Below are 13,739 nucleotides of genomic sequence, written 5' to 3' on the forward strand. Positions count from 1 at the left end.
TGTTACACTATGAATGTAGAAGTACTATTTATGCTTGTATTTTGAGGTGTTATTTATGAAAAAGTTGCTTGGAGAAGAACGAAGAGCATTTTTATTAAATTTATTAAAAACAGAAGGATCTGCAATAACAGGTACGGAATTCGCAAAAAGAACGAACGTTTCTAGACAAGTAATCGTCAATGATATAGCCTTACTAAAAGCTAGAAACGAACCAATTGTAGCAACAAGTCAAGGCTATCTATATTTAAATAGTCAACCGAGTGTACAAATTTTTGAACGTCAAATAGCAGCTTACCATACTCAAGCTCAAACTGAAGATGAACTAAATACACTAGTTGATGCAGGAATCACAGTTAAGAGCGTCACAGTTGAACATCCAGTATACGGTGAAATAACAGCAAATATTATGGTAAAAAACCGATATGATGTCGAACAATTTATGAAAAGATTGCATGAAACGAATGCGAGCCCGTTAATGGCGTTAACAGATGGCGCGCATCTTCATACCATTACTGCACCGACTGAAGCTCAGCTTGACTTAGCTGAAAAGTTATTAAATGAAAAAGGGTATCTACTATTAAAGGATTAATCATTGCAAAAAAGATGGTACAAAAAGTGTAGCGGATAAAGAACACACTTTTGTAGCATCTTTTTTGGTAGGTTTTATAGTTGAATAGTACACATTTATTTATATTGCTTCTTTAATCATCTTTAACTATTCGAATTTAGTTGTCTCGGATAATGATTATTTTAGTGGTACGAAAATAGAATATGATTTTTATTTAGAATTTATTAATTAATTCCTTGAAAAAGATTAAATTTTATCATTTTTTGCGATTTTCAATGTGAAGGATGTTTGCGAATCTGGCATTTCTTGCTCAAATTATACCTTAGCACAATAAAAAAAGTGCCCTTATTAATGGGCACTTTCCTTTTGTTGTTTTTTTGAATGTTGCTTGAATGTAAAATAACTTCCTAATGATTTTACTGTGCAACCAAGTGCTGCTAGTTCCTCCATTGCCCCTTTCATCATTGGGGCATTTTCATCTTCTAACAAATCCAAGATAAAGAAGTAATCACCTAAACCTGTTTTTAATGGTCTAGATTCAATTTTACTTAAATTGATTTGGCGCCAAGCAAATACAGACAATATCTGATGTAATGCTCCTGAACGGTCATTTGGCAGTTTTACCATAATCGTTGTTTTAATTTGTTCTTCACGATTTAGAAGGTCAATTCGTCTATTCTTTTTAGAAAGCACAAAGAATCGCGTATGGTTAAAATGAAAATCATGAATTTTCGGTTGTACAATTTCCAAGCCATATGTTTTGGCTGCTTCTGTATTTCCTATTGCTGCTATGCACTCTTCTGGGTGCTCATGGACAAATTGTGCTGCTGCAGCAGTTGATGTTGTCTGTTGTAAAGGAATAGTTTTAAAACGATGATAGAGATATTTATGGCATTGTGCAAGTGCATGTGGATGCGAATATATGCCTGTTATGTTTTCCCAGTTTTCCACCTGTTTTTTATGTACCATTAAATGTTGTTCAATGGGAGATAATACCTCTCCTACTACATATAATTTGACCTCATGAAACAAATAGTCAATGGTTAGTGGGACAGTACCCTCCAAAGCGTTCTCTACCGGAACAATGGCTAAATCAACTTGACCTTCAGCCACAGCTTCAATACATTCTGGAATGGTTTTATAAGGAATTGTCCATTCGCTTTGAAATAATTCTTGTGCTGCTAAATGTGTAAATGTACCTTTTGGGCCTAGATAAGCCACTCGATTTTCCCATTCTTCTGATGCCAATTTGATATAGCCCCCTTATAATGCTCCTGAACTAATTACTTCTGCAGATTCTACGAAGTCTAGCTTTTTAAGACTTTGGATTAACTCGTCTAACTCCACATCCATTGCTGTAACATCTAGTGATAGTGTAACATTCGCACGTCCTTGAATCGGAATCGTTTGATGAATTGTAAGTATGTTACAATGCGTATCCGTTACTGTGGATAGAAGTCGAGCTAGTGTTCCTTTGCGGTCCTCTAGCTGTAAAAAAACTGTTAAAATACGTTCTTGTACAATAGAGTGAAAGGGGAAAACAGCATCTCGATACTTATAAAACGCACTTCTTGATAAATCGACTTGCTTAACAGCATCCCAAATAGAAGTAACAGCACCTGTTTGCAACAAGTGCTTTGCTTCTAATGTTTTATGCATGGCATCTGTTAAAACATCTTCGCGTACTAAATAATAGCGTTGATCTGCTACATTTTTCATCTTTTTCCCCCCTGATTACTACTCCACAAAGTCAAATTCAAATTCTAATAAGCGAACAGTATCACCATTTTGAGCACCGCGTTCGCGTAATGCATCGTCAACGCCCATACCACGCAATTGACGTGAGAAGCGTCTTACTGATTCTTCACGACTAAAGTCTGTCATTTTAAATAGACGCTCGATTGTATAGCCTGATAATACGTATGCTCCATCATCGTCACGGCTAATGACAAAATCCTCGCCTTTAGCTTCATGTTTATATAGAACAGTTGCATCTGTTTCTTCCTCTTCAATTTCATGAAGCGGAAATTCTGGTGTCTTATCCAATAGGTCTGCAACTGCAAATAACATTTCTTTTAAACCTTGACGTGAAATAGCTGAGATTGAGAAGATTTGATTATCTTCACCGATTTTTTCTTTAAATAATTTTAAGTTTTCTTCTGCGTCTGGCATGTCCATTTTATTGGCTACAATAATTTGTGGGCGTTCTGTTAAACGCATATTATATTGCTCTAGTTCTTTATTGATCGTTAGATAATCTTCGTATGGATCTCTACCTTCCATACCAGACATATCAATCACGTGAACAATTACTCGCGTACGTTCAATATGACGTAAGAATTGATGTCCAAGACCAACACCTTCAGATGCTCCTTCAATAAGTCCTGGTAAGTCAGCCATTGCAAAGCTTCGGCCATCATCAATTCGAACCATCCCTAAATTAGGTACGATTGTTGTGAAGTGATATGCGCCAATTTTTGGTTTTGCAGATGTCACAACTGAAAGTAGGGTTGACTTTCCTACACTTGGGAATCCGACTAACCCAACATCAGCTAATACTTTTAATTCTAATATAACATTAAGTTCTTGTCCTGGCTCCCCTTTTTCTGAAAGTTCTGGCGCAGGATTTGCAGGTGTAGCAAAACGTGAATTTCCTCGTCCACCGCGACCGCCTTTTGCGATTACGGCTTTTTGTCCATGTTCTACTAAGTCTGCAATGACACGGCCTGTTTTTTCATCCGTTACAACTGTACCAGGTGGAACAGAAACTAATAATGGTTCCGCTTTTTTCCCGTGTTGGTTTTTACTCATACCATGTTCTCCACGGTTTGCTTTAAAATGGCGTTTATAACGGAAGTCCATTAATGTACGAAGTCCTTCATCTACAACGAAAACAACGTCTCCACCATGGCCGCCATCTCCACCAGCTGGTCCTCCATTTGGTACAAATTTTTCTCGACGGAAGGCTACCATTCCATTACCGCCATCTCCACCTTTAACGTAAACTTTTACGTGGTCGACAAACATTAAAGTCACTCCTACTTTTTACAAATGACATATTGCCATTCTTTTTCTGAATATTGTTCATCTTCAATCGCAAGAAGCGGATGTTCAATCGATTGATTGAAAACTGTTTTTTCATTCCAATGTCCTATTAGATGAAATGAAATCTCAAATTGCGATTGTGTTGAATAAATCTGCAATTGTAATTGTTGTTCAGTAAACGGATCTAATGATGAATAGATGTGTGCTACTGATTGTTCTAAATAGTTACATATCGCATCATCTAGTTCTATATCTATTTCATGTTCAATCATACTTTGTATGGTACACTTTAAATTTGGGTGACGCCATCCCAATGTATGAATCCAATCAATTGTTTTGGGCAATCCTAGTCTATTGATTGCGAAAAAATTTTTACACTGATTGGCGCTTTGTTCAATCGATTCTTTTGCAGCCTCTGTTTTACCTAAATCAAGATTTAGTTTTATTAATTGAAGTTGGTTTAGAAAATCATGATTTGCAAAACGTAGTACTTCATTTATAGTGAGTGTTTTTTCTTTCATAAAGTGACACTCCTTAGGATGATATATTCCTTTTACAGTATACCAATTTTCAAATAATTTATCTTCTATTAGAAAAAATTCGGCTTTCGCAAAATATAGCGAAAGCCGATTTTGAACTTAGGTCATATATTTAAACTTACGTTGATTATACTCATCAATCAGTTTAAGAAAGAAAAAGGACTGCAGTAAATGCAGTCCCTTTTAGTGTGTTGATTATGCTTCTTGAGCAACTGGGTACACGCTGACTTTACGTTTATCGCGACCGAAACGTTCGAATTTAACAACGCCATCAACTTTCGCGAATAAAGTATCATCTCCACCGCGACCTACGTTTTCTCCTGGGTAAATTTTAGTACCGCGTTGACGGTATAAAATAGAACCAGCAGTAGCGAATTGACCATCAGCACGTTTAGCGCCTAAACGTTTTGCTTCAGAGTCACGACCGTTCTTAGTAGAACCTACACCTTTTTTAGAAGAGAAGAATTGTAAATCTAAAGATACTAGTAACATATGTTCCACCTCCTAGATCATCTTATATTTTAATTCGATAAAATCTCCATAACTTGCAACCATAGTATATACTTGGGTTACCATCGTTTGAAGAATAATTTGCAGTTTTGCATCCGTTTCAGCATCAACATCGGCTTTGTCAATAACGCAGGATAAGAATCCTCCGTCTTCACCTTGCTCGATTCCTGGTTGTATTTGTAGTATTTGTCCAATCGCATTTACAGTTCCAAAAGAAATAGCAGACGCCCCTGCACATACTAAATCATGACCAGGTTCACCTGAATAGGCATGACCTGAAACTTCAAATCCATAAGATTTTCGATTATCATCGCTATGAATAGTAAATGTAATCATCGTATCACCAACTTAAGCGTTGATAGCTTCAACAACTAATTTTGTGTATGGTTGACGGTGACCTTGTTTACGACGGTAGTTCTTTTTAGCTTTCAATTTGAAAACTACAACTTTTTTCTCACGGCCTTGTTTTTCAACTTTAGCTGTAACTGTTGCACCTTCAACGAAAGGAGCTCCAACTTTAACATCTTCGCCACCAACGAAAAGAACTTTGTCAAAAGTAACTGTTTCACCAGCTTCAGCGTTGATTTTTTCAACGTAGATTGCTTGGCCAGCTTCTACTTTAACTTGTTTACCACCAGTTTCAATAATTGCGTACATAACTGCACCTCCTATAATTCTCAGACTCGCCCTCATAAAGGTGTCACATGGATACTTTAAAACCTTTTCAGTGCGGTTGTAGCACAGGTGCTACATAACATTAGAAATAATACCATACTAAAACTATGGCGTCAACCTATTGTTCACAACGTTTTCAAAGGCTTGTTCGTATTTTCGATAGCGAAAAGCTCTGATGTTTTGATAAAAAAGCAAAATGAGGATTAGCATAAAAAAGATGGATTGTGGTATATACCATATCGCCAAAGTAAAACAAGTTAAACAGCAAGACATGGATAATAGTAGAAATGTTGTTTTGGTAGTTTGAAGGGATTTCTTTTCACTCCATAAGATTTCTAAAATTCGCCCGCCATCTAATGGCCAAATTGGCAGTAAATTAATTAATAATAGGAGCATTTGTATGGATTGTAATGGGTTTTTTAATGAATCTGGAAAGATGTTAGCTAGAATATACAGCAAGAGTGTTGCAACAGGTCCCGCCATTGCTATAAAAAAATGTTGCTTTTTTGTAATCTTCCACCTCATAGAGTATTGGATCTCTCCACCATATGGCATAAATGTGCATGACTTCACTTTTACTTGCAAAATTGATGCGACAAGCAAATGACCAAATTCATGCCAAGCTAAAGAGATAAATATCAGTGCATAGCTAGAAAACTGCCCCGTTATGATTAACCACACGATTAGTGGTAAAAGTGTTGGATGAAGCCTAAGCTTCCCCTTCATTTAAGCCAATCCTTTAATGAGTCAGGATCTAATTTTGCGCCATTACGTTCTACCTGAATATAGAATGTTCCTGCCTCCATCGAAGCTAATGGTTCCCCTTCCTTAATTGAAGTATACGGCAAATAATCCAATGTCTTTAGTAATCCATATGTTACACGTTCCCCTGTATCATATGTAATCGTCATTGTTTTGCCAAGAGATTTCGTATGACCAGTAAAAATAACAAAGCCATCGTGTTTAGCGTAGATTGTTAATGGCTCATCATAGGATAATAATACGCCGTTCGAGAAAGATTGCATTGTATTGTACTCACCAATCTTAGAATCTTCAACAGGTGCCATTACAGTAACTTTTTCTTCATCCTTGAATACTTCCTTTGTCCAATTTGTAAGAATGAATAGGTCGTCATTTGAGAGTACATAATCTGATACGTCACTATCTATGATTTGCTTTTTTTCTAATACGATTACGGTAAATAATAGTATTGCTAATACAACAGCAAATTTCCACTTCTTCATTATCAACCACCTCGATATTACATTTTTATAAAGTTTATGAGGTGAAGAGAATAAACAGTACAATTTGATAAGAGGATGATGCGAGTAATTAGAAATGCTTTCTCGGAATCTGCTTCAAGTTAGGACTTATTTTGCTTGATTCACGGACAAAAAAGCCTTCAAGGGACTACATTCCCCTGAAGGCTCTTTTTCTATGTAGCTAAACTTTTGATCTAATAGATCTAGTTTCTAGCAAATAGTGATTTGATTTTTGCGAAGACGCCTTTATGTTCATGTTCTAATGACATAAGCGGAACAGATTCACCTAAGATTCTGCGGACGATATTACGATACGCAATGGCAGCTTGCGTGGATGGCTCCATTACGATTGGTTCTCCTTTATTTGAAGAACGAATTACGTGCTCATCGTCAGGAATAATTCCCAATAAATCAATCGATAAATGTGTTGTGATTTCGTTTACATCTAGTGAATCACCGTTTTTCATCATTTGAGGACGAATTCGATTGATAATTAGTTTAGGTGGTTCAATTTCTTCTTGTTCTAATAATCCAATTATGCGATCAGCATCGCGTACTGCTGAAATTTCAGGCGTTGTAACAACAATCGCTCTGTCAGCACCGGCAACAGCATTTTTGTAACCTTGCTCAATACCAGCTGGACAATCGATTAATACATAGTCAAAATCAAGTTTTAGTTCTTCAACTAACGTCATCATTTGCTGTGGTGTTACAGCGTTTTTATCAGACGTTTGAGCAGCCGGTAGTAGATAAAGTAAATCATCGAATCGTTTATCTTTTACTAAGGCTTGTTGGATTTTACAACGCCCTTCAACAGTGTCTACTAAGTCATAGATTATGCGGTTTTCTAAACCTAAAATTACATCTAGGTTTCGTAAACCGATATCCGTATCGATTAAGCATACTTTTTTATTCTGAAGGGCCAATGCAGTACCTAAATTAGCAGTGGTAGTTGTTTTCCCTACCCCACCTTTACCAGAAGTAATTACAATAGCTTCACCCACATTAGCTTCCTCCCTTAAATGTCGACAAATTAGGTCTTATAATACGTAAATCCTGTAAACGGTCAATGGCAATATGGCCGTTTGAATGGATATAAGCACATTCCATTTCAGGTTTTTCTGCTAGAACTGTGATCTCATTGGTCATCAATTCCATCAAATCAGCAATCATAAGATGTGTAGCTTCTAACCATGAAGCCGCAATAACACAATCACGATTTCCACCTGCTCCAGCATGTGCAATACCCTTCAAACGCCCCATAACATAAATACTGCCTCCAGCAATCACCTTACCATTCGGATTGACATCACCAATAATAACGAGATCACCTTCAGCTCGTAACTCTTGTCCAGAACGAACAATACCTACGTAAGTTGCAGATTGACTTTTCAAAAGCTTTTGGTTACATTCTTCTACCGTAATAACATCACTTTTAATCTTTGAAACTTTTAGGTTTTTAGATTGTTGAACAACATGAAGAATTTCCTTTAACTGCTCTTGATTACAATAGCGGTTACCTACATGTATTGTTATTTCTGCTTGTCCCTCTAGACCATCTTCAGTGACTTTACGCTTTAATTCATCCAATAAATCAGAGTAAGCGCATTGATCATCTAGCTGAAGCACAAGCCCATGCTTTGTTCCTTTAATTAAGACTAGTTGCTTAGTTGTCAAATGCTTCACCTCACGCTTCTCTACTATAACGTTAATTGATTCGCTTTCTTTAAGAGTCGAGCTTCTATCAAATATTTAAATGTCCAACCAAGCATAATTAAATAAATAGAATTTGCAATCATTGTTGGAATTAAACGTTGATTTAAAAACTCGGCAAATGGAACCGAAGTAAAAGAAATCAATAAGAAAAATTGATGTAAAACAATCTCTAAAAGTGCTACAAGTACCAACGAAAGAATCGTGGTAATTGCTAAATGTTGATGGATGTACTTTACTGTAGAACCAGCAATAAAACAAATAAATGGATATAAGAATGTATATAATCCAATAATATCAATATAGAAAATATCATACAATACCCCAAATATTAATCCGTACAACATTGCACGTTTACGATCATAGTAAATTGACAAAAAGATTAGGTATAATATTAAGAATCTAGGTACTAAGTAATAGAGTTGGCCGTGCCATTTAATCGGCGAAAACAGGGAGAAATCTGTTTCTAAAAAGAACAGAACAACAGCAACGAAAGGAATTAGGAATCTTGCCATTATTGTTGTGCTCCTGTATTTGAAGAAATCACCTTATTTGTATTATTACCATCCGAACCATTAACGCTAATGGATTGACGTTTTGCAATAATAACATGATCGAGCATAGAGAAATCAGCAGCTGGCTTAACATAAGCTAATTTAGTTAATCCGTAATCATCTGTAGAGACTTTTGAAATTTCACCGATTAAGACACCTTTAGGGAAAATACCACCAAGTCCGGATGTTGTTACTTTATCACCCTTTTTAACAGGTAGACTTGAGTCGATTCTCTTCAAAATTAGTTCTCCACGCTTAACATCAAAGCCTTCGATTAAACCAAATGCTTCTGACTTTTTGTTGGCTACTACTGCTGATACTCGGTAATTTGTATTATTTGTTGATAATAATTCAACTTGAGACGTATAAGGTGTCGTTTGAACAATCTTACCGATTAAACCTTGAGAAGTAAGAACTGCCATATTCACTTTTACACCACTCATAGAACCCTCATCTAGTATGAGTTTTTCTTCCCATTGGTCAGGATTACGTGCAATTACACTTGCTTGAATGGGATCGAAATTTCTAAGATCGTCTTTTTTATCTACTAAATCTTTTAACTTGTCATTTTCAACTTTCAACTCATTGACTTTAGCTTGTAGTGTTCCAAATTCTTCCAATCGCGATTTTAAACGTTTGTTTTCGTCATAGGTATTCAATAAATCATCTATATTATTGATTAATCCATTAATATAGCTTGTCGGTTTAGCAACGAGAGATTGTCCAAAACCGACAGTGTCTTTAATGATTTGCTCAGGAAGTGAAGCATGTTGACGATCGCGTAAGGAAAAGCTAATCAATGCCACTAAGAAGATTACGCCGACAAGCAGCAATATAAATCGCTTATTCGAGAAAAACTGTGGCATTGTCTTTATCCCCCTTATTTTGTTTGATGACGACGCATAATTTCAATGTGGTCTAGTGCCATACCTGTACCAATAGCAACACAATCTAATGGGTTTTCAGCGATAAATACAGGCATATTTGTTTCGTCACTAATTACTTTGTCCAAGTTTTTAAGTAGAGCGCCACCACCAGTTAATACGATACCGCGTTCCATAACGTCAGCAGATAATTCTGGAGGAGTTTGTTCTAAAGTTTTTTTCACACCATCGATAATTGCTGCAATTGACTCTTTTAATGCGTCTACAATTTCATTTGATGAAATGCCAATTGTTTTTGGTAGTCCTGTTACTAAATCACGACCACGAATTTCCATTTTTTGTTCTTCTCCATCAATGCTAGCAGAACCGATTTCCATTTTAATGGCTTCAGAAGTACGTTCACCGATTGTTAGGTTATATGTTTTGCGAATATACGCTGTAATTGCGGCATCCATTGCATCACCGCCGACACGTACAGATTCACTTGTTACAATACCACCTAAAGAAATAACGGCTACTTCAGAAGTACCACCACCGATATCTACTACCATACTACCTGTTGGTTCCCAAACTGGTAGATTTGCTCCAATTGCAGCAGCAAATGGTTCTTCGATTGTATACGCTTCTTTTGCACCTGCTTGACGAGATGCATCAATAACTGCACGTCGTTCAACAGATGTAATGCCATAAGGTACACAGATCATGACATTTGGTTTTTTCCAGTTGCCACCAGAAGCTTTCATCGCTTCTTTCATATAATATTCGATCATTGCTGTTGTAATATCGAAGTCAGCAATAACACCGTCTTTCATCGGACGAATCGCTACGATAGAACCAGGTGTACGTCCGATCATATTTTTCGCATCGTTACCTACAGCAACGATTTCACCTGTTTTTGTATTTTTTGCTACTACTGAAGGTTCTCTAAGTACAATTCCTTTACCTTTTAAAAATACCAATGTATTTGCTGTGCCGAGGTCGATCCCGACATCTTTTCCGCCTAATCCAAACACTTTATACGTTCTTCCTTTCTCTTTTAGCCATAACTTTATCAGTCAATAAAATCATAAGTTTCATTATAACGGAAAAGAGTGAAAAATTACAGTGCTACATATACCCTTTCTCTTTTAAACTTATAAATTGATGATCACCAATTATGACGTGATCTAGTAACTCTATTCCGATGATTAAACCAGCTTCTTGAAGACGTTGAGTCACATCAATATCTTCTGGGCTTGGAGAAGGATTGCCAGATGGATGATTATGAGCGCAAATAATCGAGGCAGCAGAGCGTTTTACAGCTTCACGAAAAATTTCACGAGGATGCACAATACTAGCATTTAAGCTACCGATAAAAATAGTCTGCTTATGGATAATTTGGTTTTTGACATTCAAAAAGAGTGTCACAAAGTTTTCCTGCAATAATGAGGACATATCTGGCATTAAGAACGTTGCGGCATCTTGAGGCGAACGAATGGTGAAACGTTCGTCCGTTCGTTTTTTGCTTAAGCGTCTTCCTAATTCAATCGATGCGAGCAGCTGAATTGCCTTGGCTTCACCAATACCTTTAATATCCATTATTTCTTCGATTGTTGCATTCTTTAATTCGTGAAGCTGTTCAAAATGAGTTAATACGCGATTTGCTAAGTGTAGAACTGATTCTTGTTTCGTCCCCGTCCTGAGTAATATAGCGATTAACTCTTGATTTGATAAACTCTCAGCACCTTGACGTTTTAGCCGTTCTCTAGGTCTGTCATCATGATGCACTTCACTAAATCTTAGTGGCGTTTTTACACTAGTTGCCATGGACATGCTCCCCCGTTTCAACCGTGATAATTTTCTTATCACACAGGAAAGTTTTTAATACATCAAGAGGAAGTCCTGCAACATTATATTTGCTTCCAATAATCGTCTTCACTAAATTTTGTCCAACTCCCATTATATTATAACCAACATCTTGTTCAAAAGGTTCCCCTGTTTCGACATATTGTTCAATTATTTTTTCTGATAGTCGATTCATGATTACTTCTGACTGTACGACAAAGGATGAGAGTTGTTCTTCATAGCGAATGCCAACTGCAGTTGTTACTTTATGTTTCTTGTTTGATAATTTTCTGAGATAAGATTTTGCTTCCATTCTCGTTCGTGGCAAACGCAAAATTAACTCATTTATACTAACAACACGTTTTACATTCATGTAGCATAGAGACTTGTGAGGTGCACGCATCCGTAAAAGTTTTAAAACCACTGTACTATTGGTAAATTCGAAGGGATTTGTCGGTAATGCGTAATCCATTGAAATATCTTGATGAATGACTGAAAAAGGTAGTTGTAATTTCTCAAATAATTCCTCACAATTCCCTACTGGATTTAGTAGAATAATTTCCTTATTTAAACTTAGTGACATTTCATCAAACCTCCTTTTTAGTCATCATAATCCAAAAGTAAAAATAAGGGAAATCAGAAAAAATTAGCGAAATTCAATTTCGATAGCTTTTTACCTATCAAAATTGAATTTCTAAACAATCATTTTCTGATCCATAATGCGCTAATAATTGTAATTTTACGATTTCTAAATCATCTGAAACCTTGGACATTGCTGCAATTTGAGCCTTCCAGTCAGTTGGCATAGTAAGTCCTTTCTTAGCGTTTACAATATTTAATTCCGCCACCTTGCTAGCTTCCAATAATTGTGGTATACTTTTAAGTCCTTTTTCTTCACATGCTGCACCTGATAGAGAGAATGGCTTTATAAATGAGTCTTTTGTAACGATTGACTTGATCTTATTTTCATCATTTCCTATGCCACCCCACAGATAAAATTGCTTTCCAGATTGAACAATCGCAGCATTTTCATATTCCGGATGCCCCGCAAGAAAATCTGATGCCGCTTGGGAAGAAGAGTAGACACCATATTGAACCGCATAAAATTTCACAGCATTACTTTTACTCTCTGATACCTTTTCCTGCGACTTACTTACAGGTATTGGCTCATGAGTAGATTGCTGTGCTGCTCTCTTCTCAACAGTCTGCAAGATAAAGAAAAAGAGCAATATACCAGCAGCACCGATCAATACGCCATGAATGACAGCAGCTAGCATAAAATCCGTTTGCTCATTGTGTTTGTGTTTTTTTCTCTTAAATTTCATGACATCACCCCTATTCATACCCTAGCAGAATAGATATAAAAAAAGACAAGACTGATGTCGTCTTGTCATAAAAACTTTTCTAGCTAAACTAACAAATTTGTATACCATTCGAGTATCGCTTGCCCATAAAAGTACGTTAGAACACTTCCTAATGCAATCCATGGACCAAATGGGATGGGGTGCTTACGCCCTTTTCTCTGCCAAACAAGTTGCACAACCCCTGCAAATAAGCCGATTACCGAGGAAATAAATAATGCTAAAATCGTCAGTTTAAATCCTAGCACTAGACCAATCACAAAAAACAACTTGATATCTCCTCCACCCATACCACCTTTCGACAAAAAGGCAATGATAAATAAGATACCAAACCCAATGGTAGCACCTACAAACGCATCCCAAAAAGGATCAAGCGGTGAAAGGATTCGTCCAATGAAAAGAACGATAGTAAATGGTAGTAGCACCTTATTAGGTATGAGCATATAAGCAATATCTGAAACCGTAATGATAACGAGTAATGAAATAAATAATAATGCGACTGCTAATTCAAGTGTTAATCCAAATCGGATATACGCAAAGGCAAATAATATGCCTGTTAGAAGTTCCATCAGTGGATAGAAAAACCCAATCTTCGCACCACAAGTACGACATTTTCCGCCCAAAAATAGATATGAAAAGACTGGTACTAAATCGATTGCCGTTAATCTTCTATTGCACCTGTCACAATGCGATGGTGGAGTGACAATCGATTCCCCTTTTGGTACACGTAACCCTACTACATTAAAAAACGAACCAAATACCAAACCAATAATCACAAAAAATACTGCATAGACAATTTCCATT

Annotated in this window: 19 protein-coding genes and 1 other annotated feature; of the genes, 1 reads left to right on the forward strand and 18 read right to left on the reverse strand. The window is 36.5% G+C overall.

Features of this window, described 5'->3' with window-relative positions; translation table 11 throughout:
* Positions 1 to 55 precede the first annotated feature (55 nt).
* The gene (locus ACWV26_RS13645) at positions 56 to 589 is read left to right on the forward strand and encodes a 3H domain-containing protein (RefSeq protein ID WP_455895279.1); all 534 of its coding nucleotides are present in this window, start codon (positions 56 to 58) and stop codon (positions 587 to 589) included.
* Positions 590 to 916: 327 nt separating this feature from the next.
* On the opposite strand, the gene pheA is transcribed toward ACWV26_RS13645, so the two are convergent.
* From pheA to ACWV26_RS13735, 18 genes are all read right to left on the reverse strand, one after another.
* On the reverse strand, positions 917 to 1,816 hold the full coding sequence (gene pheA, locus ACWV26_RS13650) for a prephenate dehydratase (RefSeq protein ID WP_455895280.1): 900 nt from the start codon (positions 1,814 to 1,816) through the stop codon (positions 917 to 919).
* Between the two features lie 15 nt (positions 1,817 to 1,831).
* Positions 1,832 to 2,287 (reverse strand): ACT domain-containing protein, encoded by a 456-nt coding sequence (locus ACWV26_RS13655; RefSeq protein WP_455895281.1) that lies wholly within the window; start codon positions 2,285 to 2,287, stop codon positions 1,832 to 1,834.
* Positions 2,288 to 2,305: 18 nt separating this feature from the next.
* The gene (gene obgE, locus ACWV26_RS13660; RefSeq protein ID WP_455895282.1) at positions 2,306 to 3,595 is read right to left on the reverse strand and encodes a GTPase ObgE; all 1,290 of its coding nucleotides are present in this window, start codon (positions 3,593 to 3,595) and stop codon (positions 2,306 to 2,308) included.
* Between the two features lie 11 nt (positions 3,596 to 3,606).
* A complete protein-coding gene (locus ACWV26_RS13665; protein WP_455895283.1) occupies positions 3,607 to 4,134 on the reverse strand; it encodes a Spo0B domain-containing protein in 528 nt (175 codons plus the stop codon).
* 213 nt (positions 4,135 to 4,347) lie between these two features.
* On the reverse strand, positions 4,348 to 4,644 hold the full coding sequence (gene rpmA / locus ACWV26_RS13670) for a 50S ribosomal protein L27 (protein ID WP_102691199.1): 297 nt from the start codon (positions 4,642 to 4,644) through the stop codon (positions 4,348 to 4,350).
* A 12-nt stretch (positions 4,645 to 4,656) separates the two neighbouring features.
* Positions 4,657 to 4,998, reverse strand: a complete 342-nt coding sequence (locus ACWV26_RS13675; RefSeq protein ID WP_455895284.1) for a ribosomal-processing cysteine protease Prp — start codon at positions 4,996 to 4,998, stop codon at positions 4,657 to 4,659.
* 12 nt (positions 4,999 to 5,010) lie between these two features.
* Entirely contained in the window at positions 5,011 to 5,319 is a 309-nt protein-coding gene (rplU, locus tag ACWV26_RS13680; protein ID WP_455895285.1) for a 50S ribosomal protein L21, read from the reverse strand.
* A 12-nt stretch (positions 5,320 to 5,331) separates the two neighbouring features.
* Positions 5,332 to 5,407 (reverse strand) — a sequence feature (ribosomal protein L21 leader region).
* A 35-nt stretch (positions 5,408 to 5,442) separates the two neighbouring features.
* Complete coding sequence (locus tag ACWV26_RS13685; RefSeq protein WP_455895286.1) at positions 5,443 to 6,063, reverse strand: site-2 protease family protein; 621 nt, start codon at positions 6,061 to 6,063, stop codon at positions 5,443 to 5,445.
* Complete coding sequence (locus ACWV26_RS13690) at positions 6,060 to 6,581, reverse strand: peptidoglycan DD-metalloendopeptidase family protein (protein ID WP_455895287.1); 522 nt, start codon at positions 6,579 to 6,581, stop codon at positions 6,060 to 6,062. Before ACWV26_RS13690 ends, ACWV26_RS13685 begins: the two co-directional genes overlap by 4 nt.
* Before the next feature lie 221 nt (positions 6,582 to 6,802).
* The gene (gene minD / locus ACWV26_RS13695; protein ID WP_455895288.1) at positions 6,803 to 7,603 is read right to left on the reverse strand and encodes a septum site-determining protein MinD; all 801 of its coding nucleotides are present in this window, start codon (positions 7,601 to 7,603) and stop codon (positions 6,803 to 6,805) included.
* A gap of 1 nt (position 7,604) precedes the next feature.
* Positions 7,605 to 8,276, reverse strand: a complete 672-nt coding sequence (gene minC / locus ACWV26_RS13700; RefSeq protein ID WP_455895289.1) for a septum site-determining protein MinC — start codon at positions 8,274 to 8,276, stop codon at positions 7,605 to 7,607.
* 23 nt (positions 8,277 to 8,299) lie between these two features.
* The gene (mreD, locus tag ACWV26_RS13705) at positions 8,300 to 8,827 is read right to left on the reverse strand and encodes a rod shape-determining protein MreD (RefSeq protein WP_455895290.1); all 528 of its coding nucleotides are present in this window, start codon (positions 8,825 to 8,827) and stop codon (positions 8,300 to 8,302) included.
* A complete protein-coding gene (gene mreC, locus ACWV26_RS13710) occupies positions 8,827 to 9,732 on the reverse strand; it encodes a rod shape-determining protein MreC (protein WP_455895291.1) in 906 nt (301 codons plus the stop codon). Before mreC ends, mreD begins: the two co-directional genes overlap by 1 nt.
* 14 nt (positions 9,733 to 9,746) lie before the next feature.
* On the reverse strand, positions 9,747 to 10,763 hold the full coding sequence (locus ACWV26_RS13715; RefSeq protein ID WP_455895292.1) for a rod shape-determining protein: 1,017 nt from the start codon (positions 10,761 to 10,763) through the stop codon (positions 9,747 to 9,749).
* A gap of 94 nt (positions 10,764 to 10,857) precedes the next feature.
* Positions 10,858 to 11,556 carry a RadC family protein gene (gene radC / locus ACWV26_RS13720; RefSeq protein ID WP_455895293.1) on the reverse strand — a complete coding sequence of 233 codons (699 nt, stop codon included), beginning with the start codon at positions 11,554 to 11,556 and terminating at the stop codon, positions 10,858 to 10,860.
* Positions 11,546 to 12,157 carry a Maf family protein gene (locus ACWV26_RS13725; protein WP_455895294.1) on the reverse strand — a complete coding sequence of 204 codons (612 nt, stop codon included), beginning with the start codon at positions 12,155 to 12,157 and terminating at the stop codon, positions 11,546 to 11,548. The genes radC and ACWV26_RS13725 overlap by 11 nt, the downstream gene beginning before the upstream one ends.
* A 97-nt stretch (positions 12,158 to 12,254) precedes the next feature.
* Positions 12,255 to 12,899, reverse strand: coding sequence for a hypothetical protein (locus ACWV26_RS13730; RefSeq protein ID WP_455895295.1), 645 nt, complete (start codon positions 12,897 to 12,899; stop codon positions 12,255 to 12,257).
* Positions 12,900 to 12,982: 83 nt separating this feature from the next.
* A complete protein-coding gene (locus ACWV26_RS13735) occupies positions 12,983 to 13,738 on the reverse strand; it encodes a prepilin peptidase (RefSeq protein WP_455895296.1) in 756 nt (251 codons plus the stop codon).
* Position 13,739: the final 1 nt, after the last annotated feature.

Source organism: Rummeliibacillus sp. JY-2-4R, from assembly GCF_053847205.1.

Coding starts and splice junctions, on each gene's coding strand:
- ACWV26_RS13645 (WP_455895279.1), top strand. CDS start 56: ATGAAAAAGTTGCTTGGAGAAGAACGAAGAGCATTTTTATTAAATTTA.
- ACWV26_RS13655 (WP_455895281.1), bottom strand. CDS start 2,287: ATGAAAAATGTAGCAGATCAACGCTATTATTTAGTACGCGAAGATGTT.
- obgE (WP_455895282.1), bottom strand. CDS start 3,595: ATGTTTGTCGACCACGTAAAAGTTTACGTTAAAGGTGGAGATGGCGGT.
- ACWV26_RS13665 (WP_455895283.1), bottom strand. CDS start 4,134: ATGAAAGAAAAAACACTCACTATAAATGAAGTACTACGTTTTGCAAAT.
- rpmA (WP_102691199.1), bottom strand. CDS start 4,644: ATGTTACTAGTATCTTTAGATTTACAATTCTTCTCTTCTAAAAAAGGT.
- ACWV26_RS13675 (WP_455895284.1), bottom strand. CDS start 4,998: ATGATTACATTTACTATTCATAGCGATGATAATCGAAAATCTTATGGA.
- rplU (WP_455895285.1), bottom strand. CDS start 5,319: ATGTACGCAATTATTGAAACTGGTGGTAAACAAGTTAAAGTAGAAGCT.
- ACWV26_RS13685 (WP_455895286.1), bottom strand. CDS start 6,063: ATGAAGGGGAAGCTTAGGCTTCATCCAACACTTTTACCACTAATCGTG.
- ACWV26_RS13690 (WP_455895287.1), bottom strand. CDS start 6,581: ATGAAGAAGTGGAAATTTGCTGTTGTATTAGCAATACTATTATTTACC.
- mreD (WP_455895290.1), bottom strand. CDS start 8,827: ATGGCAAGATTCCTAATTCCTTTCGTTGCTGTTGTTCTGTTCTTTTTA.
- mreC (WP_455895291.1), bottom strand. CDS start 9,732: ATGCCACAGTTTTTCTCGAATAAGCGATTTATATTGCTGCTTGTCGGC.
- radC (WP_455895293.1), bottom strand. CDS start 11,556: ATGGCAACTAGTGTAAAAACGCCACTAAGATTTAGTGAAGTGCATCAT.
- ACWV26_RS13725 (WP_455895294.1), bottom strand. CDS start 12,157: ATGTCACTAAGTTTAAATAAGGAAATTATTCTACTAAATCCAGTAGGG.
- ACWV26_RS13730 (WP_455895295.1), bottom strand. CDS start 12,899: ATGAAATTTAAGAGAAAAAAACACAAACACAATGAGCAAACGGATTTT.
- ACWV26_RS13735 (WP_455895296.1), bottom strand. CDS start 13,738: ATGGAAATTGTCTATGCAGTATTTTTTGTGATTATTGGTTTGGTATTT.